The sequence below is a fragment of the Thermodesulfobacterium hydrogeniphilum genome, assembly GCF_000746255.1.
Classification (GTDB): Bacteria; Desulfobacterota; Thermodesulfobacteria; order Thermodesulfobacteriales; family Thermodesulfobacteriaceae; genus Thermodesulfobacterium; species Thermodesulfobacterium hydrogeniphilum.
This window is the reverse complement of sequence record NZ_JQKW01000006.1, coordinates 341,105-365,693: the sequence shown is the minus strand read 5'-3', so window position 1 is coordinate 365,693 and position 24,589 is coordinate 341,105. Positions and strand designations below refer to the sequence as shown.

26 protein-coding genes and 1 tRNA gene are annotated in these 24,589 nt (G+C 30.8%); 13 read left to right on the top strand and 14 right to left on the bottom strand.

Going from position 1 to position 24,589, the window contains the following annotated elements:
- The coding region (locus CC87_RS02315; RefSeq protein WP_038055612.1) for a hypothetical protein at positions 1–258 on the bottom strand (258 nt) is incomplete at its 3' end.
- 253 nt (positions 259–511) lie between these two features.
- On the opposite strand from CC87_RS02315, the gene CC87_RS02310 reads away from it, so the two are divergent.
- Genes CC87_RS02310 through CC87_RS02300 form a run of 3 tightly spaced genes read left to right on the top strand, consistent with a single transcriptional unit; the run spans position 512 to position 3,002 of the window.
- Positions 512–1,363: an ABC transporter ATP-binding protein gene (locus tag CC87_RS02310; RefSeq protein ID WP_051920443.1), complete on the top strand. Its 852-nt coding sequence runs from the start codon at positions 512–514 to the stop codon at positions 1,361–1,363.
- A complete protein-coding gene (locus CC87_RS02305; protein WP_038055610.1) occupies positions 1,360–2,094 on the top strand; it encodes an ABC transporter permease in 735 nt (244 codons plus the stop codon). The genes CC87_RS02310 and CC87_RS02305 overlap by 4 nt, the downstream gene beginning before the upstream one ends.
- The gene (locus CC87_RS02300) at positions 2,094–3,002 is read left to right on the top strand and encodes a cation diffusion facilitator family transporter (RefSeq protein ID WP_051920441.1); all 909 of its coding nucleotides are present in this window, start codon (positions 2,094–2,096) and stop codon (positions 3,000–3,002) included. The genes CC87_RS02305 and CC87_RS02300 overlap by 1 nt, the downstream gene beginning before the upstream one ends.
- On the opposite strand, the gene resB is transcribed toward CC87_RS02300, so the two are convergent.
- Positions 2,999–4,291, bottom strand: a complete 1,293-nt coding sequence (resB, locus tag CC87_RS02295; protein WP_038055608.1) for a cytochrome c biogenesis protein ResB — start codon at positions 4,289–4,291, stop codon at positions 2,999–3,001. The two genes, CC87_RS02300 and resB, sit on opposite strands and share 4 nt — an antisense overlap.
- Before the next feature lie 142 nt (positions 4,292–4,433).
- Here resB and CC87_RS02290 point away from each other — a divergent pair, with 142 nt between their 5' ends.
- Complete coding sequence (locus tag CC87_RS02290; RefSeq protein WP_038055606.1) at positions 4,434–5,198, top strand: pseudouridine synthase; 765 nt, start codon at positions 4,434–4,436, stop codon at positions 5,196–5,198.
- Here the strand turns inward: CC87_RS02290 and CC87_RS02285 are convergent.
- Genes CC87_RS02285 through CC87_RS02275 form a run of 3 tightly spaced genes read right to left on the bottom strand, consistent with a single transcriptional unit; the run spans position 5,144 to position 6,617 of the window.
- Entirely contained in the window at positions 5,144–5,605 is a 462-nt protein-coding gene (locus CC87_RS02285; protein ID WP_038055605.1) for a TIGR00725 family protein, read from the bottom strand. The genes CC87_RS02290 and CC87_RS02285 overlap by 55 nt on opposite strands.
- The gene (locus tag CC87_RS02280; RefSeq protein WP_038055604.1) at positions 5,589–6,245 is read right to left on the bottom strand and encodes a protein-L-isoaspartate(D-aspartate) O-methyltransferase; all 657 of its coding nucleotides are present in this window, start codon (positions 6,243–6,245) and stop codon (positions 5,589–5,591) included. The genes CC87_RS02285 and CC87_RS02280 overlap by 17 nt, the downstream gene beginning before the upstream one ends.
- Positions 6,246–6,263: 18 nt before the next feature.
- On the bottom strand, positions 6,264–6,617 hold the full coding sequence (locus CC87_RS02275) for a hypothetical protein (RefSeq protein ID WP_038055603.1): 354 nt from the start codon (positions 6,615–6,617) through the stop codon (positions 6,264–6,266).
- 87 nt (positions 6,618–6,704) lie between these two features.
- Between CC87_RS02275 and CC87_RS02270 the strand changes: the two genes are divergently transcribed.
- Together CC87_RS02270 and CC87_RS02265 are read left to right on the top strand one after the other, a co-directional pair.
- Positions 6,705–7,991, top strand: coding sequence for a TIGR00269 family protein (locus CC87_RS02270; protein ID WP_051920439.1), 1,287 nt, complete (start codon positions 6,705–6,707; stop codon positions 7,989–7,991).
- A gap of 117 nt (positions 7,992–8,108) precedes the next feature.
- A complete protein-coding gene (locus CC87_RS02265; protein WP_038055602.1) occupies positions 8,109–9,884 on the top strand; it encodes a sensor domain-containing diguanylate cyclase in 1,776 nt (591 codons plus the stop codon).
- 315 nt (positions 9,885–10,199) lie between these two features.
- Here the strand turns inward: CC87_RS02265 and CC87_RS02255 are convergent, their stop codons facing one another.
- The 9 genes from CC87_RS02255 to kdsB form a co-directional block, all read right to left on the bottom strand.
- The gene (locus CC87_RS02255; protein ID WP_038055601.1) at positions 10,200–10,691 is read right to left on the bottom strand and encodes a helix-turn-helix domain-containing protein; all 492 of its coding nucleotides are present in this window, start codon (positions 10,689–10,691) and stop codon (positions 10,200–10,202) included.
- A 307-nt stretch (positions 10,692–10,998) separates the two neighbouring features.
- Positions 10,999–11,397, bottom strand: a complete 399-nt coding sequence (locus CC87_RS02250) for a hypothetical protein (protein WP_038055600.1) — start codon at positions 11,395–11,397, stop codon at positions 10,999–11,001.
- Positions 11,398–11,416: 19 nt separating this feature from the next.
- Positions 11,417–12,856, bottom strand: a complete 1,440-nt coding sequence (locus CC87_RS02245; protein ID WP_038055598.1) for a P-loop NTPase family protein — start codon at positions 12,854–12,856, stop codon at positions 11,417–11,419.
- A 112-nt stretch (positions 12,857–12,968) separates the two neighbouring features.
- Entirely contained in the window at positions 12,969–13,157 is a 189-nt protein-coding gene (locus CC87_RS02240; protein ID WP_038055596.1) for a helix-turn-helix domain-containing protein, read from the bottom strand.
- 199 nt (positions 13,158–13,356) lie between these two features.
- On the bottom strand, positions 13,357–14,535 hold the full coding sequence (locus tag CC87_RS02235; protein WP_038055594.1) for a tyrosine-type recombinase/integrase: 1,179 nt from the start codon (positions 14,533–14,535) through the stop codon (positions 13,357–13,359).
- A gap of 134 nt (positions 14,536–14,669) precedes the next feature.
- Positions 14,670–14,743: transfer RNA gene (locus CC87_RS02230), tRNA-Pro, on the bottom strand.
- A gap of 63 nt (positions 14,744–14,806) precedes the next feature.
- Positions 14,807–16,207 (bottom strand): glutamate--tRNA ligase, encoded by a 1,401-nt coding sequence (gene gltX, locus CC87_RS02225; RefSeq protein WP_038055732.1) that lies wholly within the window; start codon positions 16,205–16,207, stop codon positions 14,807–14,809.
- Positions 16,208–16,226: 19 nt separating this feature from the next.
- Complete coding sequence (amrB, locus tag CC87_RS02220) at positions 16,227–17,033, bottom strand: AmmeMemoRadiSam system protein B (protein ID WP_038055592.1); 807 nt, start codon at positions 17,031–17,033, stop codon at positions 16,227–16,229.
- A complete protein-coding gene (kdsB, locus tag CC87_RS02215; RefSeq protein ID WP_038055591.1) occupies positions 17,030–17,767 on the bottom strand; it encodes a 3-deoxy-manno-octulosonate cytidylyltransferase in 738 nt (245 codons plus the stop codon). Before kdsB ends, amrB begins: the two co-directional genes overlap by 4 nt.
- A gap of 154 nt (positions 17,768–17,921) precedes the next feature.
- Between kdsB and infB the strand changes: the two genes are divergently transcribed.
- Genes infB through CC87_RS02180 form a run of 7 tightly spaced genes read left to right on the top strand, consistent with a single transcriptional unit; the run spans position 17,922 to position 24,566 of the window.
- Positions 17,922–20,477 (top strand): translation initiation factor IF-2, encoded by a 2,556-nt coding sequence (gene infB / locus CC87_RS02210; protein WP_038055589.1) that lies wholly within the window; start codon positions 17,922–17,924, stop codon positions 20,475–20,477.
- 9 nt (positions 20,478–20,486) lie between these two features.
- The gene (locus CC87_RS02205) at positions 20,487–20,777 is read left to right on the top strand and encodes a DUF503 domain-containing protein (protein WP_038055587.1); all 291 of its coding nucleotides are present in this window, start codon (positions 20,487–20,489) and stop codon (positions 20,775–20,777) included.
- A gap of 18 nt (positions 20,778–20,795) precedes the next feature.
- Positions 20,796–21,146, top strand: coding sequence for a 30S ribosome-binding factor RbfA (rbfA, locus tag CC87_RS02200; RefSeq protein WP_038055585.1), 351 nt, complete (start codon positions 20,796–20,798; stop codon positions 21,144–21,146).
- Entirely contained in the window at positions 21,143–22,126 is a 984-nt protein-coding gene (locus tag CC87_RS02195; RefSeq protein ID WP_038055583.1) for a DHH family phosphoesterase, read from the top strand. The genes rbfA and CC87_RS02195 overlap by 4 nt, the downstream gene beginning before the upstream one ends.
- Positions 22,113–23,066, top strand: coding sequence for a tRNA pseudouridine(55) synthase TruB (truB, locus tag CC87_RS02190; RefSeq protein ID WP_051920437.1), 954 nt, complete (start codon positions 22,113–22,115; stop codon positions 23,064–23,066). The genes CC87_RS02195 and truB overlap by 14 nt, the downstream gene beginning before the upstream one ends.
- A gap of 1 nt (position 23,067) precedes the next feature.
- Entirely contained in the window at positions 23,068–23,955 is an 888-nt protein-coding gene (locus CC87_RS02185) for a lysylphosphatidylglycerol synthase transmembrane domain-containing protein (RefSeq protein WP_038055581.1), read from the top strand.
- Entirely contained in the window at positions 23,946–24,566 is a 621-nt protein-coding gene (locus CC87_RS02180; RefSeq protein ID WP_038055579.1) for a MarC family protein, read from the top strand. Before CC87_RS02185 ends, CC87_RS02180 begins: the two co-directional genes overlap by 10 nt.
- Positions 24,567–24,589 lie beyond the last annotated feature (23 nt).

The following is a 24,589-nucleotide window of genomic DNA, read 5'->3' as shown; positions in this document are numbered from 1 at the left end:
TTTTTCAAAATATTTTCCATAGACTTCAATGGCTGTTCCATCTATGAAAATAGGTAGCCAACCACGCTGGGAGAGTTCATGTTCTATAACGGGTTTAATAAGCTTAGATGCTAAAAATTCGGCTATATTTGAGAGAGAAGAAAGGGAGTTTTTGTCAAAGCGACAGAGATATTCGGAGATTCTTCTGCTATCAGGGACTTTTTTAAATCCTGCCAAAGTTTTTTGTTTTTGTGGGAGGTCTTCTTTAAGTAAGTCCACATCGCAGAGATTTCCTTCACCGAGGGCTATAGAGTAGATAAGAGAGAGGAGATAGTGAGAAGTGGTATAATATTCATAGGGGCACCTCCTGGGTGAAAGGTGTTTGTTTGGTGCCCTTCCAACCTATTTTATCAGGGAATTTTGGTTTTAAATTGGTATATTGTTAAAATTAAAATCATTGTTACAATTAAAAATTTAAAATTGTTAAACTTAAATCTAATCTTTTAAAATAATTTTAAAATTTTATTTCTTAATGTCTAACATAGCTCTTAAAATAGAAAACCTTGTAAAAAGATATCCTTCAGTTTTAGCTTTAAAAGGTATCTCTTTTGAAATAAAAGAGAAGGAACTCTTTGCTCTTTTAGGTCCTAATGGAGCCGGGAAAACAACTATTATCAGAATAATTTCAGGATTAACTCAACCTACTTCTGGTAATATTTATATTTTTAATAAAAGTATTTTCAATAATCCCATTTGGGCAAAAAATCAAATAGGTATTGTTCCTCAAACTATTAATTTGGATTTAGAACTTTCTGTAGAAGAAAATCTTCTAATTCATGGATTTCTTTACAGAATGTCTTTAGATCAAATAAAAAAAAGAATTGAAGAACTTTTAGAACTTGCTGATCTCACTTTCCGAAGAAAGTCAAAAATAAAAGAACTTTCTGGAGGTATGAGACGTCGTGTTCTTATTATAAGAGCTCTTATGCACAATCCTAAAATTTTACTTCTTGATGAACCAACTGTAGGACTTGATCCTCATATAAGAAGAAAAATATGGAGTTTTATCAAAAATATTCAATCCAATGGAACTACTATTTTACTTACTACTCATTATATGGAAGAAGCAGAAATCTTAGCAGATAGAGTAGCTTTTATTTTTTCAGGAAAAATTATAGATATAGATACTCCCAAAAATTTTGTAAATCGTTTAGGAAATTATGCTCTTGATGTGTATTTACAAAATAAAACAAAAACTTTTTACTTTAAATCTAAAGATGAGGCAGAACAAGAACTACTAAGATATAGCAAAAAATATTTTGTTAGCTTAAGAAGAGTAAATTTAGAGGATGTATTTTTAACTTATATGGAGAAAAAGAAATGAGGGGTTTTTTAGCTACTTATTTGAGAGAACTTCTGATTTTAAAAAATAGATTTTTTAGATTTATTTTGTCTCTTTCTGTAAACCCTGCTCTTTATATTATAGCCTTTGGAATTGGTTTGGGTAAAAATATAAACATAAATGGAAAATCCTATCTTGAATTTTTAATACCAGGTCTTATTGCAGCTACTACTATGATGCAAGCCTTTGCTATTAATGTAGAAATAAATATCTCCAGATTCTACTTAAAATTATTTGAGGAATTTCAAGCCGCTCCTATTTCTTCTATAGGCTATGCTTTGGGAGAAGTTTTTAGTGGAGTTACCAGAGCATTTTTAGCAACTTTTGTTATTCTTTTTATAGCTTTTTTGGCAAAGGTTAAGATTAATTTAAATCTTTATTTTTTTATAACAGTTTTTTTTAATGCTTTTATTTTTGCTTCCTTAGGGCTTGCTTCTGCAATGTTTATAAAATCTCATGCTGATCAGGCTTTAATCACTAATTTTATTATAACACCCATGATGTTTCTTGGAGGAACCTTTTTCCCTACCAAAAATTTGCCTATTTTTATAAGACCTATTATTGAAACACTCCCCTTAACTTTAGTCTCTCACACTTTAAGAAGTATAGCTCTAAATAATACTTTTATGTTTTCAAATTTATTAATTCTCTTTATTTTAAGTTTACTTTGTTTTTTTATAGCTGTATATAGTGTTCAACGGAGTAAAGATTAATGGAGAAAGATATATTTGTTAATTCCAAAGCTTCCAATTTGCTTTTATTAAGTTTATTTATAAGCATTTTAATATGTGTTATAAAATTTTTGGCTTATTTTATCACTAAATCTGTAGCTATTTATTCAGATGCTATAGAATCTATTATCAATATTATTTCTGCTACCATTGCTTTTATAGGAACTAAAATAGCTCTAAAACCCCCAGATGAAGAGCATCCCTATGGACATACAAAAGTTGAATATTTATTCTCTATTTTAGAAGCAATTTTTATTTTAGGTGCAGCCATTTCTATTTTTAAAGAAGCCTATGCCAAATTTATAGTTTCACACTCTATTTCTAACTTAAAAGAAGGAACCTTTTTAGTATTTTTAACTATTTTACTTAATGGTTTTATATCTTTTCTTCTTTACAAACAAGGAAAAAAAGAAAATGCTCCTATATTAATTGCTCATGCCTCTCATATTTTTACAGATATTTTAACTACAGGTGGAGTAATTTTAGGAATATTAATAGCTAAATTGTTTAATTTTTGGATATTAGATCCTATTATTGCTATAATAATAAGCATAAATATTTTATACATAGGATATAAAATTATTAAAGATTCTGTTAATTCTTTGCTTGATATAAGTTTACCTATAAAAGACATAGAGTCTATTAAAAATATTATAGAAGAAACTATAAAAAATTTCCCTACCAATTACAAAATTTTTGGTATTCATGATTTTAAAACCAGAAAAGCAGGAAGAAAGGGTTTTGTAGAGTTTCATCTTGTTGTGCAAGATGAGATGTCTGTAAAAATGGCTCATGAGTTATGTGATGAAATTGAAAGAAAAATTAAAGAAAAACATCCAGAAATATCGGTTATTATTCATATAGAAGCTAAAGAAGAAAGAAAAAATTAAGCCTCTTTTTCCAATTTTTTAGCTAAATCTTGCAATTTTAGGATTAAAGTATCCCTCTCTCTTTTAGCCTTAGCCCCCAGGTTTATCAAAACACCTTTGTTATCTGGTTTTACATAGATCCAGAATGTTTTTGGTTCAAAGAAATATACTGCCAAAAGTCCTAAAATCATACAGATAAATCCTAAATAAACTAAAACAACCCCTGGATCTTTTTTAACCTGTAAAATACTCATATATAAAGGCTTAACCCCTTCCATATTAAAAGTTATTTTCTCGTTCCCAAAGTTAACAGTAAGAGGTTTGCCTTCTACCAAAAATCCTATTTGTTGTTCTCCTGTATCTTCATTTACTATCCTTATTTTAGCAACCAGAAATCCTCCTTGATGTCTCATGTAAGTATCTAAAAATATGTCATATTTGTTATCAATATTTAAAGGAAGCATAGAATCTAATGTTTTTATTTCTTTTTTTCCATTTTTTTCTATAGAGATGATAAATTGAGGAACTTCATCATAGCTTGCTTGATAAAAAGTTATATTTTTATATTGTAGAGGATGATTTACTTTTATCAAAGCATCTATTTTTTTGTTTTTATCTATAACAGTTACATTAGAAATATATTCTTTGGGCATTCCATTAGGATACAGTTCTATGGTAAACTTATTAAGTTTTAGATAAAAGTCTAAAAAAATAGGTTCCTTTTTTCCAAAAGGCATAATTTGATTAGAAGTCTCACCTTCAATAAGTACTAAATTTCCTTTAAATCCCCAGATTACTCCTATTAATCCCCCTAAAAGTATAAATACTAAAGATAAATGAACTATGTACACAGAAAGATAACTCCACCTATTGAAATCTCTAAAGAATAAATATCCTTCTTTTATTTCTTTTTCCACTTTTTTAAAGTTTAGTACATTTGAAATAAAAGCATTTATTCTTGTAACATCCTTATTAAGTTTTAAAGACATCTTATTAGGAATTTTGTCAGGATCTATTTCAGAAGAATCCCATTTAAAAAGTTTTAAACTTATAGGTAAACGTCTTAAAGAACATATTGTCAAATTTATAAGAAAAAGAAAAAGAGTAGCTACATACCACCAAGAATAATAAGCATTGTTTAAATGAAGTAATAAAATAAATTTTCCTAAGGTTTTTCCGTATTTTATTAAATAAAATTGAGCAGGTTGACCCTGAGGAAGCAGAGTTCCAAAAATAGAAAATAAGGCTAATATAAAAAATAAGGTAATAGCAAGTTTAGCAGAAGCTAAAAAATCCACTATTTTTTTCATTTTTTCCCTCTTTTTAAATTATTAACAAAATTATCAATAGATATTATCACAATTAAAGCTTTAAGCAAGTATTAATATGAAAGTATTAATTTTAAAAAGCTTGTATTCTTTGAGTCAGAATTTATAATATAAAAATATTAATATGAGATTAAATAAATTTTTATCCTATTGTGGTGTAACTTCAAGGAGAAAAGCAGATGAACTTATAAAATTAGGCAAAGTTTCTGTTAATGATCAGATTGTAACAGACCTTTCTTACAGAGTAGATCCTAAAAAAGATAAAGTTTATGTAAATGGAAAGCCTGTTATTCCTCCTCCCAAGGTTTATTATGTATTTTATAAACCTAAGGGTTTTTTAACTTCTCTTTATGATCCTCATCACAGAGAAACTATAAAGCCTTTTCTGGATAAACTCCCTTACAAAGTGTTCCCTGTAGGCAGACTTGATAAATATAGTGAAGGCCTTCTTTTACTTACCAATGACGGAGATTTGGCTAATGTTCTTCTTCATCCCAAGTATGAAGTTATAAGAACTTACTGGGTATGGGTTACTCCAGAATTAAATTTGCAAAAAATAAAAAACCTTATTACTAAAGGTATTTTTATAGAAAATAAATTAATAAAACCTTTAAAATTTAGATTGTTAAAACAAGACAAAAGCCAATGGATATATGAAGTTTCGGTAAAGGAAGGGATAAAAAGAGAAGTAAGAAAAATGGTAGCTTATTTAGGAGGTAAAGTTCATAAGTTACTTAGAGTGCGTTTTGGACCTTTGTATTTAAAAAATCTCAGACCTGGAGAAATAAAACCTTTAAACAAAAAAGAATTATCAGAACTTTTAAATTTTGTTGATCAGCTAAGGAGCTCAAAAATTTTATCTAAAAGTTCTTCAGCAGAAGAAACATAATAAACTCCAGGAATATTTTCCCAGGTTTTAATACCTATTACAGGCTTCCACATTTTTAAAGCTAAAGCAATTTCTGATAAAGTTCCGTATCCTCCTGCAATAGCAACTATTATTTCTACAGATCTGACTAAAATCACATTTCTGGCATGTCCCATATCTGTAAGAATAGGAATTTTCACATAAGGATTGGCATCTTCATATTTATGTCCAGGTAAAATACCTATAGTTATTCCACCTGCTTCAAAGGCGCCTTTGGAGGCTGCTTCCATTACTCCACCTAATCCACCTGTGTAAATAATAGCTCCTTTTTCAGCAAGCAACTTGCCAATTTTATAAGCTAAATTATAAATTTCTTCATTAGTAATTCCTGCTCCAATAATTCCTATTTTCCTATTCTTTAAATCCATAAGCTCCTACCAATTTAACAAATCTAACTGCTTCTATAGTTTGAGTATGTAAAATTCCTCCCTTTTTAATTCCTTTCATTAAAACCTGAGAAAATTCATCTCCAACAGGAATAACTATTCTTCCTCCCTCTGCTAATTGATCTATAAACGGCTGAGGAATTTGGGGAGCTGCAGCAGTTACAATAATAGCATCAAAAGGAGCAGCTTCAGGCCAACCTAAACTCCCGTCTCCTAATCTAAAAGTGATATTTTTATATCCCAACTTTGTCAGAATTTTTTTTGCTCTTTCAAGGATTTTAGGATACTTTTCTATAGTATAAACCCATAAAGCTAACTCTGCTAAAATAGCTGTTTGATAACCAGAACCTGTGCCAATTTCTAAAACTCTCTCATTTCCTTTTAATTCTAAAGCCTCAGTCATTAAGGCAACTATATAAGGCTGAGAAATAGTTTGACCTTCTCCAATAGGTAAAGGAAAATCTCCATAAGCTTGATCTCTCAAAGCCTCTTCTACAAATAAATGCCTTGGAACCTTTAACATAGCTTTTAAAACTCTCTCATCTTTTATGCCACGGGCTTTGATCTGATTTTCCACCATTCTTTGACGAGCAACTCTGTATAAATCTCTTTCTTCAGACATAATAGTTGACCCCTTTGTTTATTGATTTTTAGGAGGAGAAACAGTATAATAAATACAATCTATTACTTTGTCCCCTTTTATTACAATTTTTAAAATCTCTGTGTAATCCTCTCCTTTGTAAGTTCTTAATATAGGAACTTTTTCCCAAAAGTTTTTAACTCTATAATAGTAATACCATTCTTCTTTTCCATCTGGAAAGGTAAAAATTTGAACAGGAGGACCTAAAAACTGTAAAACTTCTGCTTTAGTTGTAATTTGTGGATGAATTAGACTAGCTTTAGAAGCTAAATTAGGTCCAGGTTTAGAGGCACAGGCTTGTAATATTAACGCAAAAACTGTGAACACAAATATTTTTACTCTTTTATTAAACATTTAATTCCCTCATTTATAAATTCAACTTAAATATTAACATAAACTTTACCTTTCCACAACTAAAACCATGTATTAAAATAGTTAAATATGAAATATATTAAATCAGATTACGAAGTTTTTGAATTAGAACTTAAATCCTATCCTTTTCCTTGCAAACTTTGTAAAAAAGAACAGGCAATTATTGAAATTCCTTCACAAAAAATAAAAGTTTGCAAAGATTGTTATAACCAATTTTTTGAAAACAGAATAAAAAAAGCCATAGAATCTTATAAAATGTTTAAAACTTATGATAAAATCGGTGTTTTTTTATCTGGGGGGAAGGATAGTGCTACTTTACTTGCTGTTTTAAAAAAATTATATCCTGAAGTTGCTCTTCAAGGGATTTATATAAATTTAGGAATTAGATATTATTCTGATAAGGCAGAAGAAGTAGTTATAAAATTATGTAAAAAACTAAATGTTCCGCTTTATATTTACAATCTACCTAAGGAAGAAAATTTCAGAATAGATGATTTTATTTTCACCTATTTTAAAAATAAAATATGCTCTGTTTGCGGAGCTATAAAAAGGTATCTTTTTTCAAAAATTGCTAAAAACTTAGGACTAACTGTTATAGCTACAGGACATCATTTGGATGATACAGTCTCTACCATGTTAAATTTATTTTTTCAGGGAGATTTTGAAAGCCTTGTTAAATTAGAGCCTGTATTAAAGCCTCTTTATACTGGCCAAGCTACAAAAATTAAACCCCTTTATACCACTCCTGAAAAAGAAATATTTTTTTATGCAGTTTTAAATGAACTTCCTATTGTAAATTTTGTTTGTCCTCATGCAGATTTTACTTCAATTAAAAAAAAGAAAAAATTTTTAGAGGATTTATCAAAGGAAAATAGACAGATAAAATACCAACTTCTTTCTGTATTTTTGAAAAAACTTATTCCCCTTATAAAATCACATCCACAATATAAAGAAAAATTAGTTCAACCAGTAAATATTTGTATCAAATGTGGAGAAGCTACAAGTTCTTCTGATCAGATTTGTAGTAGATGTAAAAGAATTGCTTTACTAAATAAAGTTTCTGATAAAACTTTAGAATTAAGTTATCAAGAATTTTTAAAATATGTAGAAAAATTGGATAAAGAGAAAATAGCCATTTTTGTAGTAAATGAAGAAACAGATATTTTTCCAAATGCAATTTATATATCTTCTGAATTTTTAAATGTATCCAAAAGAAAATTCTTAAAATTTTTTAAACCTTATAAGGATAAGATTTTATTTTTTTATTCATCTGACCCTAAACAAAGTTATTTATTTGTTTTAAAGCTGAAAAAAGCAGGTTTCAAAGTTTTTAATATAAAGTCTGTTTCTTTCTAAAATTTTAAAAATTCTAAAAAGATCACTTAAATTTTTAAAATCATTGTTAAAAATTTGTAAATTAATTCCGATATAATTTTGTGTATTAAAGAAAAATTTTTAATAATTTTATAAAATATGTATAAAGTCAAAAATAAATCTTTAAAAACTTTACATTTAATCTTTATTACAGTTTTAATTTCTCTTTTTTTTATTTTTATATCTTATTTATTGATATACAAGCTTATTGTTTATGAATGTTTAAAACTGGAAAAAATAAAAATAATTCATTTTATTGATGATATTGAATTTTTCTTTCTTCAAAAAGTTAAAAACCTCCAAAGATTTTGTAAAAATTGGACTTCTTTAGAGAAACTTAATCTTATTTTACAAAATAAAAGTTCTAATTTTGTAAAATATTATATTACACCCTATTTATTTATAAATAATAATATAGATCTTTTCTTATATTTGGACTTAAATGGAAAACCTAAAATAGGTGGTTTGTATAATAAAAAAACTAAAAAAATTGAAATCCCTTTAGATTTTAAAGACTTGATAACCAAGACTATTTTTAATAAGAAAGAAAATTTTAAATTAGTTTTCTGGAAAAATAAGCTTTTTCTTTTAAATATATGTCCTATTTTTATAAATAATGCTACTAAATCTCAAGTCGGATATCTTTTAGTAGGTAATTTTATAACTCAAAAAGATATTAATTCTCTGGTTAAACTTTTAAAATTAAAACACTTTGAAATAATAAACTCGGATAAATTTAATTCCTCTCAAATTGTCTTTTTAAAAGAAAATCTTGATGAAATTAAAGTTTTAAAACCCAATTTCTTAGGCATAAAAAACTTTGCTGTAAAAATAACCTTTCCTGTTGATAAAAATTTTATTAAAGCTTCTATTTATACGATAATAATTACTCAAATATTTTTATTTTTAATATGTGCTATTTTAATCGTTAAATTAATCAATTTTTTTATTATTAAACCGGTTTTAAATCTTACAAAAGATGTTAAAAAATTGACTGTTAAAAGATCTTTTATTGAAAATCAGTATAGTAATGAAGAAATTAATTATTTAGCTTCTATTATAAACGATTTTTTAAAAGAAATATTTGTTAAAGAAAAGATTTATACTATCTTAGCTGAAGAGTCTGAAAATTTGATTTTACTTTTTAATGAAAAAAGAGAAATATTATATAAAAATACTAAAATTGCAAAATATTTTAAAGCTGATGAATTAATCAATTTCGTAAACGAATTTATACAATTATCTAAAAGTAATAAAATTATTCATAAAGAATTTTCTGTGGATAACAAGTGGATAAAAGGCTATACTATTGCTGTTGAAAAAGATTTATATCTTTTTATAGGCTATGATATAACAAATTTCAAGAAAAAAGAAAAAGAACTTTTTGAAAAAGCTGTTTATGATTCTTTAACCAATCTCTATAACCGCAGATATTTTGAAGATATTTTTGAAAGGATTATATTAGCTTCCAAAAGAGGCGAAAGATTTGTATTGTTATTTATAGACTGTGATGATTTAAAAACCGTTAATGATAATTATGGTCATTTGGTAGGTGATGAAGTTTTAAAGTTTATTGCTAAAAAAATAAAAGAAACTATAAGAAAAGAAGATATAGCTGCTCGTTGGGGAGGAGATGAATTTGTTGTTATTTTATATAATTGTAATAAAAAAGATGGGATTATTACTGCTCAAAGAATACTAAGAAAAATTAAATCTTCAGAAATTAATATTTCAGGAATAAAAATAAAAACTACTGTAAGTATAGGCCTTGTTGAAATTGATGGAACAAAAGAGTCTAAAGAGATCTTAGATTTAGCAGATACTCTTGTTTATGAAGCTAAGGAATCAGGAAGAGGAATTATTAAATATTATTAAATCGGGGCGAGAGGATTTGAACCTCCGACCCCCTGCTCCCAAGGCAGAGCAAGGGGGGTTATCCCCACTTGCAAACCCCCTGTTTATCTGTGTCTCAAGGAAATTGTGCCTCACCCTGCCCCTCTGGTTGTTGTTTGTGTTAGTGTCCATTATATCTGCCTATAGAGTTGCAGTCAAAATTAAAAGCTCAGGATTAGAGCTAATTAAGAGGAATTAATGCTTTTAATGGTGATTTTTCTTTGTTTCCCTTTGTCTTTTGACTACCGAGCTACTTGAACCCCCGCTGGAACATTAGGGGTAGATTGAGTTGTGGGCTTAGCTTTTTACCCCCCAGGGAAATTTAAAATCATTTAAAAGAGCTTTTTTAGGAAGTTTTACAAAGGATTTAAGTATAGCTTCAGTGTTTGTTATTGCGGCAATAGGAGGGAGATTAGTCCAGGAGAGTGGGTTTTCTTCAGGATGTTTTTTGTAGTAGTCAAGAAGGAGTTTAAGTCTTTGTTCTGGAGACTGGTCAATAAGATTTAATCGGAAGAGGTCATAAACCACCTTTTGAAAAATGATAACAGAAGGCAAATCCCCTACTTTACCCTTTAACAACTCCTCCCCTTTCTCCTCTAATAGCCCTCTCTCTTTAAGCTTCTCCTCTACCCAGCTCCAGTGGATATACCATCTTCCCTTTCTCTTCCTATCCTGAACTTTCTTTACTGCCACCTGCATAGCAGGCACCTTCCCTGCCTCACACCAATACCTAAGCGTCCTCTCTGCTACCCCCAGGAGCCTTGCCACAACTGGCACTGTAAGAAACATCCCTCAATCCTCCTCTATTGAAGATTATTTACTAAAGTGCTATACTTTATTGCAAAGGCAGGCAGGGGCTATATTAAGGGCTTAGATGGCAATTAGCATGCACAAACAAAAGATAGTGTTAAAGCATAAGCTTAAAAGTGAAAGAGCAGTTAATCTATTGGTTTTGTTTTCTAACCTTTTAATACTTTGAATAATTTCTATTAAAGTATCCATAAGCCTGACCTCCTCGCTTGTATTCTGTTCAAGGCCTTGCCTGCCCTGCTTATTATTGCCCCTTAGTGCCTTAGAGGAAGAACCACCTTAACTATTATGTAAGTGGGTTCACAGCATCATATATTGGAATGTAATTGCCAGTTATAAAAGCTCCAAGCAAGAGCTCTTTTAGCTCCCTCTTCCTCGTATAAGGGAAATAGAGACGATTGATATTTTCACAAAGATAATAAAGGAGCCAAGGTTTAGGGATAAGACGGAGACCAAAGTGGACATCTTTATACCAGCCCATATTAGTCCACTCTGGGTTGTCCACATAAATCTCTCTGGCAAGATAAATATTGTTAGGGTTGCCTGGATACAAAGCTTCAAGAGCTTTTAAAAAAACTTCCTTATTAGGCACATGCCAGGCTTCAATGCGAAAATATTTTGGGAGGATTTTAGCAACTTTCTTGTTAGTGGTTAAAACAAGCTCGTCTAATACAATTTTATCCATAGTTCATACCTCCTTAGCGTTAATTTAAAGGATAAGTTTCTTTAATATCCCTCCAAAGAGTTTTTATTTCGTCTTGGAGTTCTGACAAACCAAACTTCTTAGCTGCATACAAAAGAAATCCTAAGTAATTTCCAAAAAAACTTCGTGCTGTTTTGGGGTCATTTAAGTTAGGTTTAGAAAAAAGAAGAGAAGGACTGAGTTTTTCAGACAGTTTACCTTTAGCTTGGCAGGACTTAATCCAGTCAACCAAAAATTGCAATTGTAAAACTTCTGGCAACTTATTAAATTCTCTCTTGGACATTTCCCAAAAATTTGAAACAGTTGCTTCTATCCCTGAATTTATCTCGTTTTCAACCGTTTCATTACTTGTGTAACAGGTTGAAACAGATGAAACAGAAGAGGACGAGTTTTCTGTTTCATTATCTGTTGAAACAGATTGAAACGGATGAAACAGTTCCCTGAAGGCTTGATTATTCGTAGGTTTCAGAGGACTTTCCTGTTTCAAGATAAAGAGTTTTTTCTTACCATCTTGAGCCACAGTTAAGGGGAGATATTTGAAGGGATTATAACGCTTAAATTTTACTCGTAGGGTGCTTTCCTGAGTCTTCATGGCTTTAGCTAAATCCTTATAAGTGGCTCTTCCACCACATTTGAGAAGAGCCTCTTTTAGTTCGTTAGCAAATTTTAACTCCGTCTCTAAAATCTCATCGTTTTGGAGAGCTCGTAATCTCCCATCCTCCTCCACAAGCAGTTTGAAGAGGACAACAGAATTGCTGTAACGGGAAAAACATGCAAGATTTGTGTGCTCTTCATTTCTGTAGACTAAAACCCTAATCGGAGCAAAAGAGTAAAGCCTGTCCTTACATAATTGTGAAAGAATATCAGGAGAAAGCTTCTCCTCCTTCGGAAACTTAGATCCCTTAACAGTGTGTGAAGCAAGAATAAGAAGGAGATCTAATGGTTCACATAATTCCTTAATAAGAAAGGTGACAAGGGCTTCGTCCCGTTTGTGAATATCCTTTTGTTCAGAATAAGTTCCAGCAAGACGATAAAGGTCTAATTTTTCCAAAAACTGGCTAACACCGTCTACAATTAGTAAACGAATGCCAAGAGTTTTTAAATATTCCCTAAACCCATGAAAACCCATGTTCTGGAGCCACCCTGAGAAAGAAAACTCTTTTGTGTCAATACCAAGGAAGACTGCCCGATTTTCCTGATTCAACGCACAATCAAACTGAAAGTGAAGTCTCCAGAAAAGCTCCACTTCTGTTATGTCCGTAGAAAGATAAAAAGCCTTAGGATAAAAAGTAGGGTTAAAAATTTTGAAAATAGGTTCCTGGTTTTGAATTGAGAAAAGCAAATCAAAAAGGAGAGTAGTTTTCCCCGCCATCTCGTGCCCGTGAAGCGTAACCACTGCAGGCACAAGTGGAATTACTCCTAGCGTAACCACTGCAGGCACAAGTGGAATTACTCCTGGTATAAGCCAAGAATAGAGTCAGGCACCCTGTCAAGATATGCCTTTAATGAAATATCAGGAATTTTGTTAAACATAGGTACCTCCTCCCCTTTTATTAGGAATTCTTCTCAAAACCTTGATTGAACCTTTGAGAAATCCAGTTTTCCAAATCCTTTTCCTCTACGAGCCATAGCTTCCCAAATTTCTGAGCCTTTAGTTCCCCTGCTTTTATCGCCCTCCTGAGCGTCTCTGGATTTAAGGGAAAAGGTAAGCGTTGAATAGCCTGAGAAATTTTAAGCTTCATCGCAATCACCCCCATTGTTTAATTTTGTTGTTTATTTTTTTCTTTTATCAATTTTAGCATAATAGCAAAAAATGTCAACCTTGAAGCACGATATAACTCTTTTAAGAAATAAAAGTGCTATTTTTGTCAAATATGATTAAAAAGAGAAAAAAGTGATTATGGATTGTTATGAGTTGTTAAAGGGAATTAAGTAAGGAAATTAAGCTAATCTTAAGCTTCCGTTAACGAACTGTCCTAATTTCTCCACGCTTTGCTTTAGATAAAGCCCTGTGGTGTGGAGATACCTTTCGGTTGTTTCAATCTCTGAATGTCCCATTAAGTTCTTAAGGTCGTAGATGTTTACACCAGACTTGAGACAGAGGACTGCAAAAGAATGCCTGAGCATATAGGGAAATACCTTCCTAAGACCTGCTTTCTCACAGGCTCTTTCAAGCTGTTTTCTTATGCTAAAGACTGGTTTATCATTACGGCTAAAAACATAGCGTCCCTTAGAGAGCTTCTTTGCTTCTTTAAGCACTTTTAAAGCCTCTTCACAAAGAGGAATAATTCTCTCCTGGTAGTCTTTAATCGGGTTCTCAGGTTTACTTCTTACATAAAGCACCTTATTTTCAAAATCCACATCCTGCCACTCTAAGCAAGCAATTTCTTTGGGTCTAAGTCCTGTGAGCACATTAAAGAGCACCCTTAGCTTGAGGAGGCGATTGTGTTCCAGGGCTTTAAGGAGCTTCTGAAGCTCCTCTTCAGTTAGGAAGGCATGAAGCCTCTTTGTCTCCGGTAGCATAGGAAACTTCTTAATCCTGTGCCCTTTAATGTAGCCCATATCAATAGCCCAGTTAAGCATAGCCCTTAAGCAGGCAATCTCCTTGTTAACGGTTCTGTTTGAAACTCCTTGAGACTTTCTGAGCATCTGATATTTGAGGAGGTCTTCCTGGGTTATCTCTTCAAGCTCTTTCCCTTTAAATACTTCAAGGAGCTTTACTATTTCCTCAAGCCTTGTCTTATAAGTCTTGGGAGCTTTAACTGCCTTCACATAGTCCAGATACAACCTTGCAAAGTGCTCAAAAGACTTAGGAGAAGAGACGGTGTCTTTTAAGAGAGGAGGGAAATCCTTTTTTCCCTTGCTTTTTTCTGGAAGAGGTTCACCTGTGAAATTCTGGTAAGCTTTCCTGAATTCCTCTTTAAATCGTTCTCGTGTAAGCTTACCTTCAAGAGACTGAAAATACCTTCTGAGAAAATTTTTGAATTTTTTTAGCTTTTTAGGATTAACATTAACGGCTCTGTGAATTCTTAACCATCTTCCATCAGAGCCTTTTATCTTAAAGTCAATCTTTAACCAGGAGACAGCCCCTTCAGACCTTACATAAAAGGTGATAACCATCCCTGCCCCCTTTTACCCAGGGACAGGATGAGACCCTGTTAAATTGTTTTAAGGTTAGACAATAAGAGGACTTGAAATAACCCCCGAGAGCTTTTGTTGACTGACTTACTTGATTTTCTGAAACCCTTGAAAAATCGGGGCGAGAGGATTTGAACCTCCGACCCCCTGCTCCCAAGGCAGGTGCGCTCCCAGGCTGCGCTACGCCCCGTTACTTTCTCAGGCAAATTTTAATATAACGCAAATTCTTTATTTTACAATAGTGTAATTAGATTTATTTTAAATTTTTTATATATTTTATAGCTTTTTTAATTCTTTCTATTACTCTCTCCTTTCCAAGAACTTTAATAATCTCAAAAAGCCCCGGGCTTACAGTCTTTCCTGTTAAAGCAACTCTTATAGCTTGAGCTATATTTTTTAGTTTTATTCCTGTTTCTTCAGAGAGATTTCTAAAATATTCCTCCAGTTTTTTTTCTTCTAATGGTAGCTCTTTTAAATCCTCCACCACTCTTTCTAAAATAGGCACTATATCAAAAACTAAAAATTTTTTAGCTCCCTTCTCTTCATATATAACCTCTTCTACTAAATAAAATTGCATCATTTCTGCCATTTCAACTAAGGTTTTACTTCTTGTTTTAACAGTTTCTATAGCAGAAAGTAGATAATCTTCTGAAAATTTACTCAAATCATAAGCTTTTAAAAAATATTTAAGATGTTCTAATACTTCTTTATTATCGGTATTTCTTATCCAATAGGCATTAAAAGCAAGTAATTTATCTGGATCAAAGCGAGCAGCAGATAAATTTATGTTTTCCAGAGTAAATTTTTCAATAAGTTCTTCTACGGTAAAATATTCCTGGTTGCCATAACCCCAGCCAAGACGAGCAAGATAATTAATCAAAGCCTTGGGTAAGTATCCCGCTTCTCTATATTCTAAAATTGATTTAGCTCCATGTCTTTTAGATAATCTTGCACCATCAGGTCCAAGAACCATAGGAATATGGGCAAATTTAGGAGGTTTTGCTCCAAGGGCTTGGTAAATAATAAGTTGTTTGGGAGTATTTGAAATGTGGTCGTCTCCTCTTATAACATGCGTAATTCCCATAGTAATATCATCTATAACCACTGCAAATTGATAAGTAGGAGTTCCATCAGAACGCATAATAATAAAATCATCCAGTTCTTCTGCAGGAAAAACTATTTTACCTCTTAAAAGATCCTCTACTACAATTTCCCCTGTTTCAGGAGCCTTGATTCTTAAAACCCTACCCTCTCCCGGGCCTAAATTTTTATCCCTGCAAGTTTTATCATATTTTGGTTTTAGACCCATTTTTAACATTTCCTTCTTTTTTTCTTCTAAAAGTTCTTTGGAACATTCGCAATAATAAGCTTTTCCTTCTTCATAAAGCCTTTGAGCAAATTTCTTATAGAGATCCAGCCTTTGAGTTTGAAAATAAGGTCCTTCATCCCAGTTAAGCCCAAGCCATTTTAAAGCTTCTAAAATAGAATCTACATATTCCTGCTTAGATCTCTCTCTATCTGTATCCTCAAATCTTAAAATAAATTTTCCTTTGTGATGCTTAGCAAAAAGCCAGTTAAATAAAGCGGTTCTTGCACCTCCAAGATGAAGATGTCCTGTAGGACTGGGAGGAAAACGAGTAATTATTTCTCCCATTTTTCCTGCCTCCAAAATATTAATAAATTATTATCCCTCCATATCCAACTACAGAAGCATAGTCTTTAATTATATCACCAGATGTCATATATTCTATTAGTTGAGCTTTAGTTGCTCCTATTTTTTTACAAGCTACAATAGTAACTGCTACAGGAACCACACCGCACATACTTATTTTTTCTTGCAAAACTGTTTTTAAAAGTCCTTCTTCTGAAAGTTGTAAAATTTCTCTAATAGCAAGCATATCCTTTTCTTTAGCAACCTCATGAGGCACATAATGACTAAAATCACTACTCGCTACGATTAATATAGATTTGGTTGAATTTTCTTTTATTGTTTCTGCTATAGCATTTCCTAATTCCTGTATCTCTTCAAAGGAAATATGGCCCAAACATATAGGAACAATTTTAATATCTGAATTTATATACTGCAAAAATGGAACCTGAACCTCTATAGAATGTTCATGTAAATGAGCTAAAGGGTCTGTAGATAAAAAGGGAACTTTGTTTATTAAAGTTTTTACAATAGGTTTATCTATATAAACTTCTCCTAAGGGTGTTATAAAGGATTCACCATCAAAAATAGAGGCCTCATCTCCTAAGCCTGTATGATTAGGTCCAATAATAATAGCTGTATCAGGGGGTTCTATAGATCCATAAACTCTTCCTGCTACCCATCCAGAATACATATACCCTGCATGGGGAACAACAACACCTTTTGCTTTTATTTTCTTTTTAGAAAAACTTACCAATTCTGATAGATGAAACTGAAGTTCCTTTTGATTCTCACTATAAAACATACCTGCTACTGCTGGTTGTCTTCTCATATTTGGCTCCTTTTTAAATTTTTTATATATTCTAAATCTTCAGGAGTATCTACTTCTGGAATATCCTGAGGGACTATAGTTACAGCTATTTTATATCCATATTCTAAAGCCCTTAATTGTTCAAGTTTTTCAGCTTGTTCCAGATCTCCATGAGGTAATTTTATAAATTTATCCAAAAAACCTTTTCTATAAGCATAAACACCTATATGTTTTAAATAAACAGGCTCTTTTCCAGGTGGTCTAAAATAAGGTATAGGAGCTCGGGAAAAATAAAGAGCATTTCCCTCTTTATCAAGCACTACTTTTACTTTATTAGGATTTTCAAGATCCTTTAAGCTTGTTATAGGAGTAGCTAACGTGGCCATACTAATTTGATTAGAAAATAAAAGAGGTTTAATTAAAAGAGAAAAATATTCAGGTGGAAACAAGGGTTGATCTCCTTGTAAATTGATAATTATATCCTTTTCATGAAGACTTAAAATATTGCTTGCTTCTGCCACCCTTTCTGTTCCACAGGTGTGGTCTTTACTGGTGTACAATGCTTTACCACCAAAATTTTCTACTGTTTTAAAAATTCTTTCATCATCAGTTGCTACACAAACTTCTTTTATTCCAGAAGCTATCGCTTTTTCATAAACATGCTGAATGATGGGTTTATTCCAAAGCAAAGCTAAGGGTTTGCCAGGAAATCTTGTAGAACCATATCTTGCTGGGATTATAATAACTTTTCTCATAATAATTTTATATTAATCTAAATTTTTAAAAATTAAAGAAGGTCTTGAATTTTACAGCTTTAATATTAAACTTAATCCAACTAATTTATCTAAATATTTTTTTAAAAATTTTTTTATAAATAATTTTATGTTAAAATTTTAGTTAGGAGTTATTATGGCAAGAATTAAAATAGCAGAATTAGCAGAAGAACTTAATTTAGATCCCAAGACTTTATTGCAAAAGCTTAAAGATGAAGGTTTTTCTGTAAAAAGTATTTCTTCTTCTGTAACCTCTGAAGAAGCAGAAAAAATAAGAGAAACTTTCGGTAAAAAGCATGAAATTATTATAATTAGAAAAGAAGAGATAGAAAAAAAAGACATAGAAAAAATAAAAAAAGATCAAGAGCCAGTAAGTTTGGAGTCTTTAGAAGCAAAACCTCCTAAAAGAAAAAAATTAATTTTAAGGAAGAAAAAGAAAAAAGAAAAACCCGAGGAAGAAATTGCAAAATTAGAAGAAAAAGAAAAAATTGAAAAAGAAGAAAAAATAGAAGAAAAACCAGAAATAAAGGAAGAAAAAGAAAAAGAAGAAATAAAACCTCAAAAACGAGTAGTCACAGATTTTAAACCAAGAAAAGAAAAAGCCTTTAAAGAAAAACCTCAAGTTTCTCCTAAGGAAGAAGTAATTGAAAAAGAAATTTCTAAGGGAGTTCCTGCGGAAAAACCAGAAAAAGAAGAAATAAAGAAAAAGAAAAAGGAAAAAGAAAAAGCATTTAAAGAAGAAAAGAAAAAATCTAAGAAAAAAGCTGGAGCTTTTAAAAAACTTAAGAAAGAAAAAGAAGAAATAGAGGATTATTTTATAGAAGAAGAACCTACTTCTCTTTTTGAAGAAAAGGAAGAAAAGGAAGAAACTAAAGATAAAAAAGAAAAAAAGGAAAAACCGGAAAAAACCACAGAAAGGCCATCTACTTTACCTCCAAAAGAAAAGAAAATAAAAATTTATGAGACTATTCAAGTTATTGAACTTGCTAAATTAATGGGGGTAAAGGTAAGTGAACTTATTAAAAAATCTTTACAAATGGGTATGCCAATTACAGCTAATCAGTCTATAGATGCTGATACAGCAGCTATTTTGGCAGATGAATTTGGATACCAAGTAGAAAAAGCTCCTATAGAAGAAGAAATTCTTTTACAATATACCCCACCCTCCCCTGAGGAACTGAAACCCAGACCACCAGTTGTCACAGTAATGGGGCATGTTGATCATGGAAAAACTACTCTTCTTGATGCTATAAGAAAAACTGATGTAGCAAGTAAAGAAGCAGGAGGAATCACTCAGCATATAGGAGCTTACACTGTTAAACTTAAAGATGGAAGAGTTATAACTTTTATTGATACCCCTGGACATGAAGCTTTTACTTCTATGAGAGCAAGAGGAGCTCAGGTTACAGATATTGTCATTTTAGTAGTAGCAGCAGATGATGGTGTTATGGATCAAACCAAGGAAGCTATAGAACATGCCAGAGCTGCAAGAGTTCCTATAGTAGTAGCTATTAATAAAATTGATAAACCAGAAGCCAATCCTGAAAAAGTTAAATCTCAGTTGGCAGAATTAGGGCTTATTCCTGAAGATTGGGGTGGGGATACTTTAATGGCGAATATCTCTGCCAGAAATAAAATTGGAATAGATGAACTGTTAGAACTTGTCCTTCTTCAAGCAGAAATGTTAGATCTTAAGGCTGCCTATGATAGACCAGCCAGAGGAAGAATTATTGAGAGTAAATTGGACAAAGGTAGAGGTCCTGTAGCTACAGTTCTTGTGCAAGAAGGTACTCTTAGAGAAGGGAATATTTTTGTAGCTGGTCTTACTCATGGAAGAGTAAGAGCCATGTTTGATAGTTACGGAAACAGAATTAAAGAGGCTACTCCTTCTATACCAGTTGAAGTGCTTGGTTTTGAAGAAGTGCCACAGGCTGGAGATGATTTTATAGTGTTAGATAGTGAAGAAAAAGCAAGAAAAATTGCAGAATACAGACAAAGAAAAGCCCGCGAAGCAGAAATAGCAAAAGAAGCAAAAATTTCTTTAGAAAGGATCTTTGAAAAATTGCAACAGGGAGAGCTTAAAGAACTTAACATAATTTTAAAAGCAGATACTCAGGGAACATTAGAAGCTTTACAAGCTTCTTTACAAAAACTATCTACCGATAAGGTAAAGGTAAATATTATTCGTTCTGGAATTGGTGCTATATCAGAAAGTGATGTTATGCTTGCCTCAGCTTCTGATGCCATTGTAATAGGTTTTAATGTTAAACCCACTTCTCAAGCCAGAGAAGCTGCTAAAAAAGAAGGTGTGGATATTAAGTTTTACAATGTTATTTATCAACTTATAGATGATGTAAAGAAAGCTATGGCAGGTCTTCTTGAACCTACTTATGTAGAAGAAATCACAGGCGTAGCTGAAGTTAGAGCAACTTTTAAAGTTCCAAAAGTTGGAATAGTAGCTGGTTGTTATGTAAAGGAAGGAGTTATTAACAGAAATAATAATGTGCGTGTTATTAGAGATGGAGTGGTAATTTATACAGGTAAAATCGGTTCTTTAAAGCGTTTTAAAGAAGATGTAAAAGAAGTGCCAGCAGGATATGAATGCGGTTTAAGAATAGAAGGATTTCAGGATATAAAAGTGGGAGATATAATAGAAGCTTTTGAAGTAAAAGAAGTAAAACAAGAATTATAAAAGGTATATATGGTAGTGGGAATAGCTAAAGTAGAATTATTTTTTCCAGAGCCCAATTCTTTAAAAGCAAAAAGACAGGTTTTAAAAGGACTCATGCAAAAATTGGAAGCTCATTTTAAAAAGGTATCCTTAGCTGAAGTTGATGGACATGATCTTTGGCAAAGAGCTATTTTAGGCATAAGTGTGGTGGGAAGAGATCAAAAATTTGTAGATAGCAAATTAACTTCCATCTTAAATTTCATACAGAGTGATACCAGACTGGAATTAATTAAAGCTGAAATAGACTTCATTAATTATTAATCTGAGGTTTTAATTATCATGGCTCATAGACCCGAAAAGATAGCCAGTTTACTCAAAAAAGTTATATCTGAAATTATTATATATGAACTTAATGATCCTATTTTTCAACAATTTATTAGTATTACTGATGTTAAAATAGGTTCTGATTTAAAAAAAGCTATTGTCTATTTTAGAGTCTATGGAGACCAAACTGAAGAGGTGGAAAAAGCTTTAAATAAAGCTAAAGGTTATATTAAAAAACTCATAGGAGAAAAGATAATTATAAAATTTATTCCAGATATAGAATTCAAACCAGATGATAAAGAAGAAAAAGAGAAACGTTTGGAAGAACTTTTTGCTAAAATTTCTAAAACTAAGGAAAATTTATGAATTATTCTAAGATTTTTGAATACATTCATAAATCTCCAGAAATTATACTGGTTACACATTTGAATCCAGATATAGATGGACTTTCTTCAATGTTGGCATTCCAGCTTTATTTAAAATTCCTAAAAAAAATTTCTTATCCTTTGGTAGAAGAAATTCCTTCTAATATAGATATTTTATATGAAAAAGAATCTTTAATAATTCCTGAAAAAATAGGACTACCATCTTCTGATGCTACAGTAATAGTATTTGATGCTAATAGTCCTGAAAGAATCCCTGAAAAAGTTTTAATTAAAATAAACCATTGCCGTAATTTTATAATAATTGATCATCATCAATTAGATGAAAATAGAAAAAAATTTTCAGAAGAAGAGATTCTGTTTATAGACTCTGCTGCTCCCTCAACTTCATTTTTAATTTTTAAAATTTTTAAAGAAGAAGGAGTTTCAATAACTCCACAAATAGCTCATAATCTTCTTGCAGGAATTTATTATGACACAGGGGGATTTAAATACGAGAACACTAAAGAAGAAACCTTTTTTGTTGCAGGAGAACTTTGTAAATACGGAGCTGATCCTTCTTTTATTGCAAGAGGGATTTTTGATAACATACCTTTAGAAGAAATCAATGCACTTAAAAAGGTGCTTCACAGGTTAGAATTTTTGAATTCCAATACCATAGTTTTATCTTATTTAACTTACCAAGATTTTGAAGAACTTGGTTCTAAAGAAGTAGGGAATCTGGCTAACTTTTTAAGGAGCATAAAAGGTGTAAAAGTTTCTGTATTAATTAAAGAAATAGAACCTAATATGATTAGTGTAAGTTTAAGAAGCAAAGCACCTGTGGAAGTAGTCAATTTTGCTAAGATTTTTGGAGGAGGTGGACATAAATACGCCAGTGGTTTTAGAATTAAGATAGAAAGCTTTTCTCAATTTTTAAATTCTTTTAAGGAGGCTTTAAGAAGCTATTATGCAGAAAAATAAACAATTAAATGGTATTTTAGTTATTGATAAGCCAAAAGGTTTAACCTCTACAGAGGCTCTGGAAGAAGTTAAAAAGATTTTAAAAGTTAAAAAAGCTGGACATGGAGGGACCCTTGATCCCATAGCTACAGGAGTTTTACCTGTATTCTTAGGAAAAGCTACTAAGGTAGCTCAAATTTTTTTAGAAGGAGATAAAGTCTATAAAGGAGAATTCCAGTTAGGAATAACCACATTAACCTATGATATTACAGGAGAAGTAGTAGCTAAATATAATGTCCCGGATATATCTGTAGAAGATTTACAAAAGATAGCTAATACTTTTATAGGAGAAATAGAACAAGTTCCTCCTCCTTTTTCAGCTGCTAAATATAGAGGAAGACCTCTTTATAAATACGCCAGAGATGGTCTTTTAATACCAAAAGAACCTAAGAAAATAAAGATCTATGAATTTAAAATTTTAGAAAAAAAAGACAATTTTGTTAAATTTTATTTAAGTTGTTCTAAAGGAACCTATGTAAGGGCTCTTATACATAACTTGGGAGAAAAATTGGAATGTGGTGCAGTTTTGAGTAGTTTAAGAAGAGTAAAAAAAAGTGTATTTTCTATAGAAAAAGCTATTACTTTAGAGGATCTAAAATCTATTTTAAAAGAAGATCCAAAAAAAATCCAGAATTATATTATTTCTATAGAAAAAGCTTTAGAATTTTTGCCCAAGATTATTGTAAGTGAAGAGTTCTCTCAAAGAGTAAAAGAAGGAAGACAAATGCATACCACTTCTTTTCTTTCTTTTATAAAATTTCAAAAACTAACTTTATCTCCTACTGAAAAATGGATAAGAATTGTTAATACCAAAGGTAAATTGGTGGCTATTATAGAAAATCCTTTATTAAATCCTTCAAGTCCTTATGTAAAATATTTTAGGGTTTTTAAAGATAACTGAAATGAAAAATTTTAAAAAGTTTTTCTTTTTATTTCTTAGATTTTTTATTACCTTTTCCATTCTTTATTTTTTATTCAAAAAAAGTGATATAAATAAACTAAAAGAAATTTTTAAAGGAATTACCCTGCCCTATTATTTAATAGCTTTGTTGTGTTTTAATTGTTTTCAGTTTTTGGTAGCTCTTAGATGGAAAAAAATTTGCGAAGCCTGGGATTTTAAGACAAATTATCTTTTTTATTTAAAGTCCTATTTAATGGGTTTTTCTTTAAATACTGCTATGCCAGGTATTGTGGGTGGAGATGTTTTAAGAACAGTTTTTCTCACTAAAAAAGGTTTGATTTGGAAAAAAGCGAGTTTAAGTGTTTTATATGATAGATTTTGCGGTTTGGTAGGAATTTTTTTTATTTTAGCTTTGTTTTTACCTTTTTATAGCAACTTTTTACCTTCTAAGCTTCACTTTTTTCTTTTTCTTTTAACTTATGGAGTTATTGCAGGTGTAATTTTAGCAGGATTTATTCTTAAAAAATTTACTAATTCAGACTATTTTAAACCTTTAACCTTTCCTTATAATCTAAAACCTCTTTTTCTTGGTTTTGTTATTCAAATTTTATTTGTTTTACAATTTGTATTCTTAGGTAAAGCTTTACATTTAAATCTTAAATTTATCTATTTTTTTGTAATAATTCCTATTATCAGTTTCTTATCTGCTTTACCTTTAAGTATTTCAGGTTTAGGTGTGAGAGAAGGATCTCTAAGTTATTTTTTACATTTACTTAATTATTCTGTAGAATATGGTATCTCCTTAGGACTTTTGGGTTATTCTTTAATTTTAATTTCAGCTTTACCTGGCTTATACTTTTATTTAAAAGAAAAACGTTTATGGAAATAGGTTTTTTATTAAAAAGTTTTATAACTCTTTTTACTATTATTGATCCTATTGGGGGAGCACCATTTTTCTTAAGTATTACAGCTGGATATTCAGAAAAAGAAAGACAAAAAATAGCTTTAAAAGCTTCTATAACTGCTTTTATAACTTTATTAATTTTTCTCTGGACAGGAAGTCAGCTTCTTTATTTTTTTCAGATCTCTATATCTTCTTTTAAAATTGCAGGAGGTATATTGCTATTTCTAACAGCTTTAGAAATGCTTTTTGGAAAGACAACTCAAATTAAAACCACAGAAAAAGAAACTATACAGATAAAAGAAAAAGAAGATGTTTCTATTGTACCTTTAGGAATTCCCTATTTAGCAGGACCTGGTGCTATAACCACAACTATTATTTTAGGAGAAACCTCTGATATTTTTGGAAAAATTGCCTTATCTATAATAATTTTTTTTATTATTTTTATTACTTTTTTTATTTTAGCCTATTCCTCTAAAATATTCAAATTTTTGGGAGAACTTGGTACCAAAGCAGTAGTAAGAATTTTAGGTCTTATTTTAGCAAGCATAGCTATAGAATATATTACTCATGGATTAAAAGAAATTTTTATGAAATAAATCAATAGCATTTTAAAAATTTT

Bases quoted from the DNA above. Each gene is read 5' to 3' on its own strand.
- rbfA (WP_038055585.1), top strand. From the start codon at position 20,796: ATGGCTCATAGACCCGAAAAGATAGCCAGTTTACTCAAAAAAGTTATA.
- CC87_RS02270 (WP_051920439.1), top strand. From the start codon at position 6,705: ATGAAATATATTAAATCAGATTACGAAGTTTTTGAATTAGAACTTAAA.
- CC87_RS02300 (WP_051920441.1), top strand. From the start codon at position 2,094: ATGGAGAAAGATATATTTGTTAATTCCAAAGCTTCCAATTTGCTTTTA.
- CC87_RS02195 (WP_038055583.1), top strand. From the start codon at position 21,143: ATGAATTATTCTAAGATTTTTGAATACATTCATAAATCTCCAGAAATT.
- CC87_RS02290 (WP_038055606.1), top strand. From the start codon at position 4,434: ATGAGATTAAATAAATTTTTATCCTATTGTGGTGTAACTTCAAGGAGA.
- truB (WP_051920437.1), top strand. From the start codon at position 22,113: ATGCAGAAAAATAAACAATTAAATGGTATTTTAGTTATTGATAAGCCA.
- CC87_RS02185 (WP_038055581.1), top strand. From the start codon at position 23,068: ATGAAAAATTTTAAAAAGTTTTTCTTTTTATTTCTTAGATTTTTTATT.
- gltX (WP_038055732.1), bottom strand. From the start codon at position 16,207: ATGGGAGAAATAATTACTCGTTTTCCTCCCAGTCCTACAGGACATCTT.
- kdsB (WP_038055591.1), bottom strand. From the start codon at position 17,767: ATGAGAAAAGTTATTATAATCCCAGCAAGATATGGTTCTACAAGATTT.
- CC87_RS02275 (WP_038055603.1), bottom strand. From the start codon at position 6,617: ATGTTTAATAAAAGAGTAAAAATATTTGTGTTCACAGTTTTTGCGTTA.
- CC87_RS02265 (WP_038055602.1), top strand. From the start codon at position 8,109: ATGTATAAAGTCAAAAATAAATCTTTAAAAACTTTACATTTAATCTTT.
- CC87_RS02255 (WP_038055601.1), bottom strand. From the start codon at position 10,691: ATGTTTCTTACAGTGCCAGTTGTGGCAAGGCTCCTGGGGGTAGCAGAG.
- CC87_RS02240 (WP_038055596.1), bottom strand. From the start codon at position 13,157: ATGAAGCTTAAAATTTCTCAGGCTATTCAACGCTTACCTTTTCCCTTA.
- CC87_RS02310 (WP_051920443.1), top strand. From the start codon at position 512: ATGTCTAACATAGCTCTTAAAATAGAAAACCTTGTAAAAAGATATCCT.
- CC87_RS02235 (WP_038055594.1), bottom strand. From the start codon at position 14,535: ATGGTTATCACCTTTTATGTAAGGTCTGAAGGGGCTGTCTCCTGGTTA.
- CC87_RS02280 (WP_038055604.1), bottom strand. From the start codon at position 6,245: ATGTCTGAAGAAAGAGATTTATACAGAGTTGCTCGTCAAAGAATGGTG.
- CC87_RS02180 (WP_038055579.1), top strand. From the start codon at position 23,946: ATGGAAATAGGTTTTTTATTAAAAAGTTTTATAACTCTTTTTACTATT.
- CC87_RS02250 (WP_038055600.1), bottom strand. From the start codon at position 11,397: ATGGATAAAATTGTATTAGACGAGCTTGTTTTAACCACTAACAAGAAA.
- CC87_RS02285 (WP_038055605.1), bottom strand. From the start codon at position 5,605: ATGGATTTAAAGAATAGGAAAATAGGAATTATTGGAGCAGGAATTACT.
- resB (WP_038055608.1), bottom strand. From the start codon at position 4,291: ATGAAAAAAATAGTGGATTTTTTAGCTTCTGCTAAACTTGCTATTACC.
- CC87_RS02205 (WP_038055587.1), top strand. From the start codon at position 20,487: ATGGTAGTGGGAATAGCTAAAGTAGAATTATTTTTTCCAGAGCCCAAT.
- CC87_RS02305 (WP_038055610.1), top strand. From the start codon at position 1,360: ATGAGGGGTTTTTTAGCTACTTATTTGAGAGAACTTCTGATTTTAAAA.
- infB (WP_038055589.1), top strand. From the start codon at position 17,922: ATGGCAAGAATTAAAATAGCAGAATTAGCAGAAGAACTTAATTTAGAT.
- amrB (WP_038055592.1), bottom strand. From the start codon at position 17,033: ATGAGAAGACAACCAGCAGTAGCAGGTATGTTTTATAGTGAGAATCAA.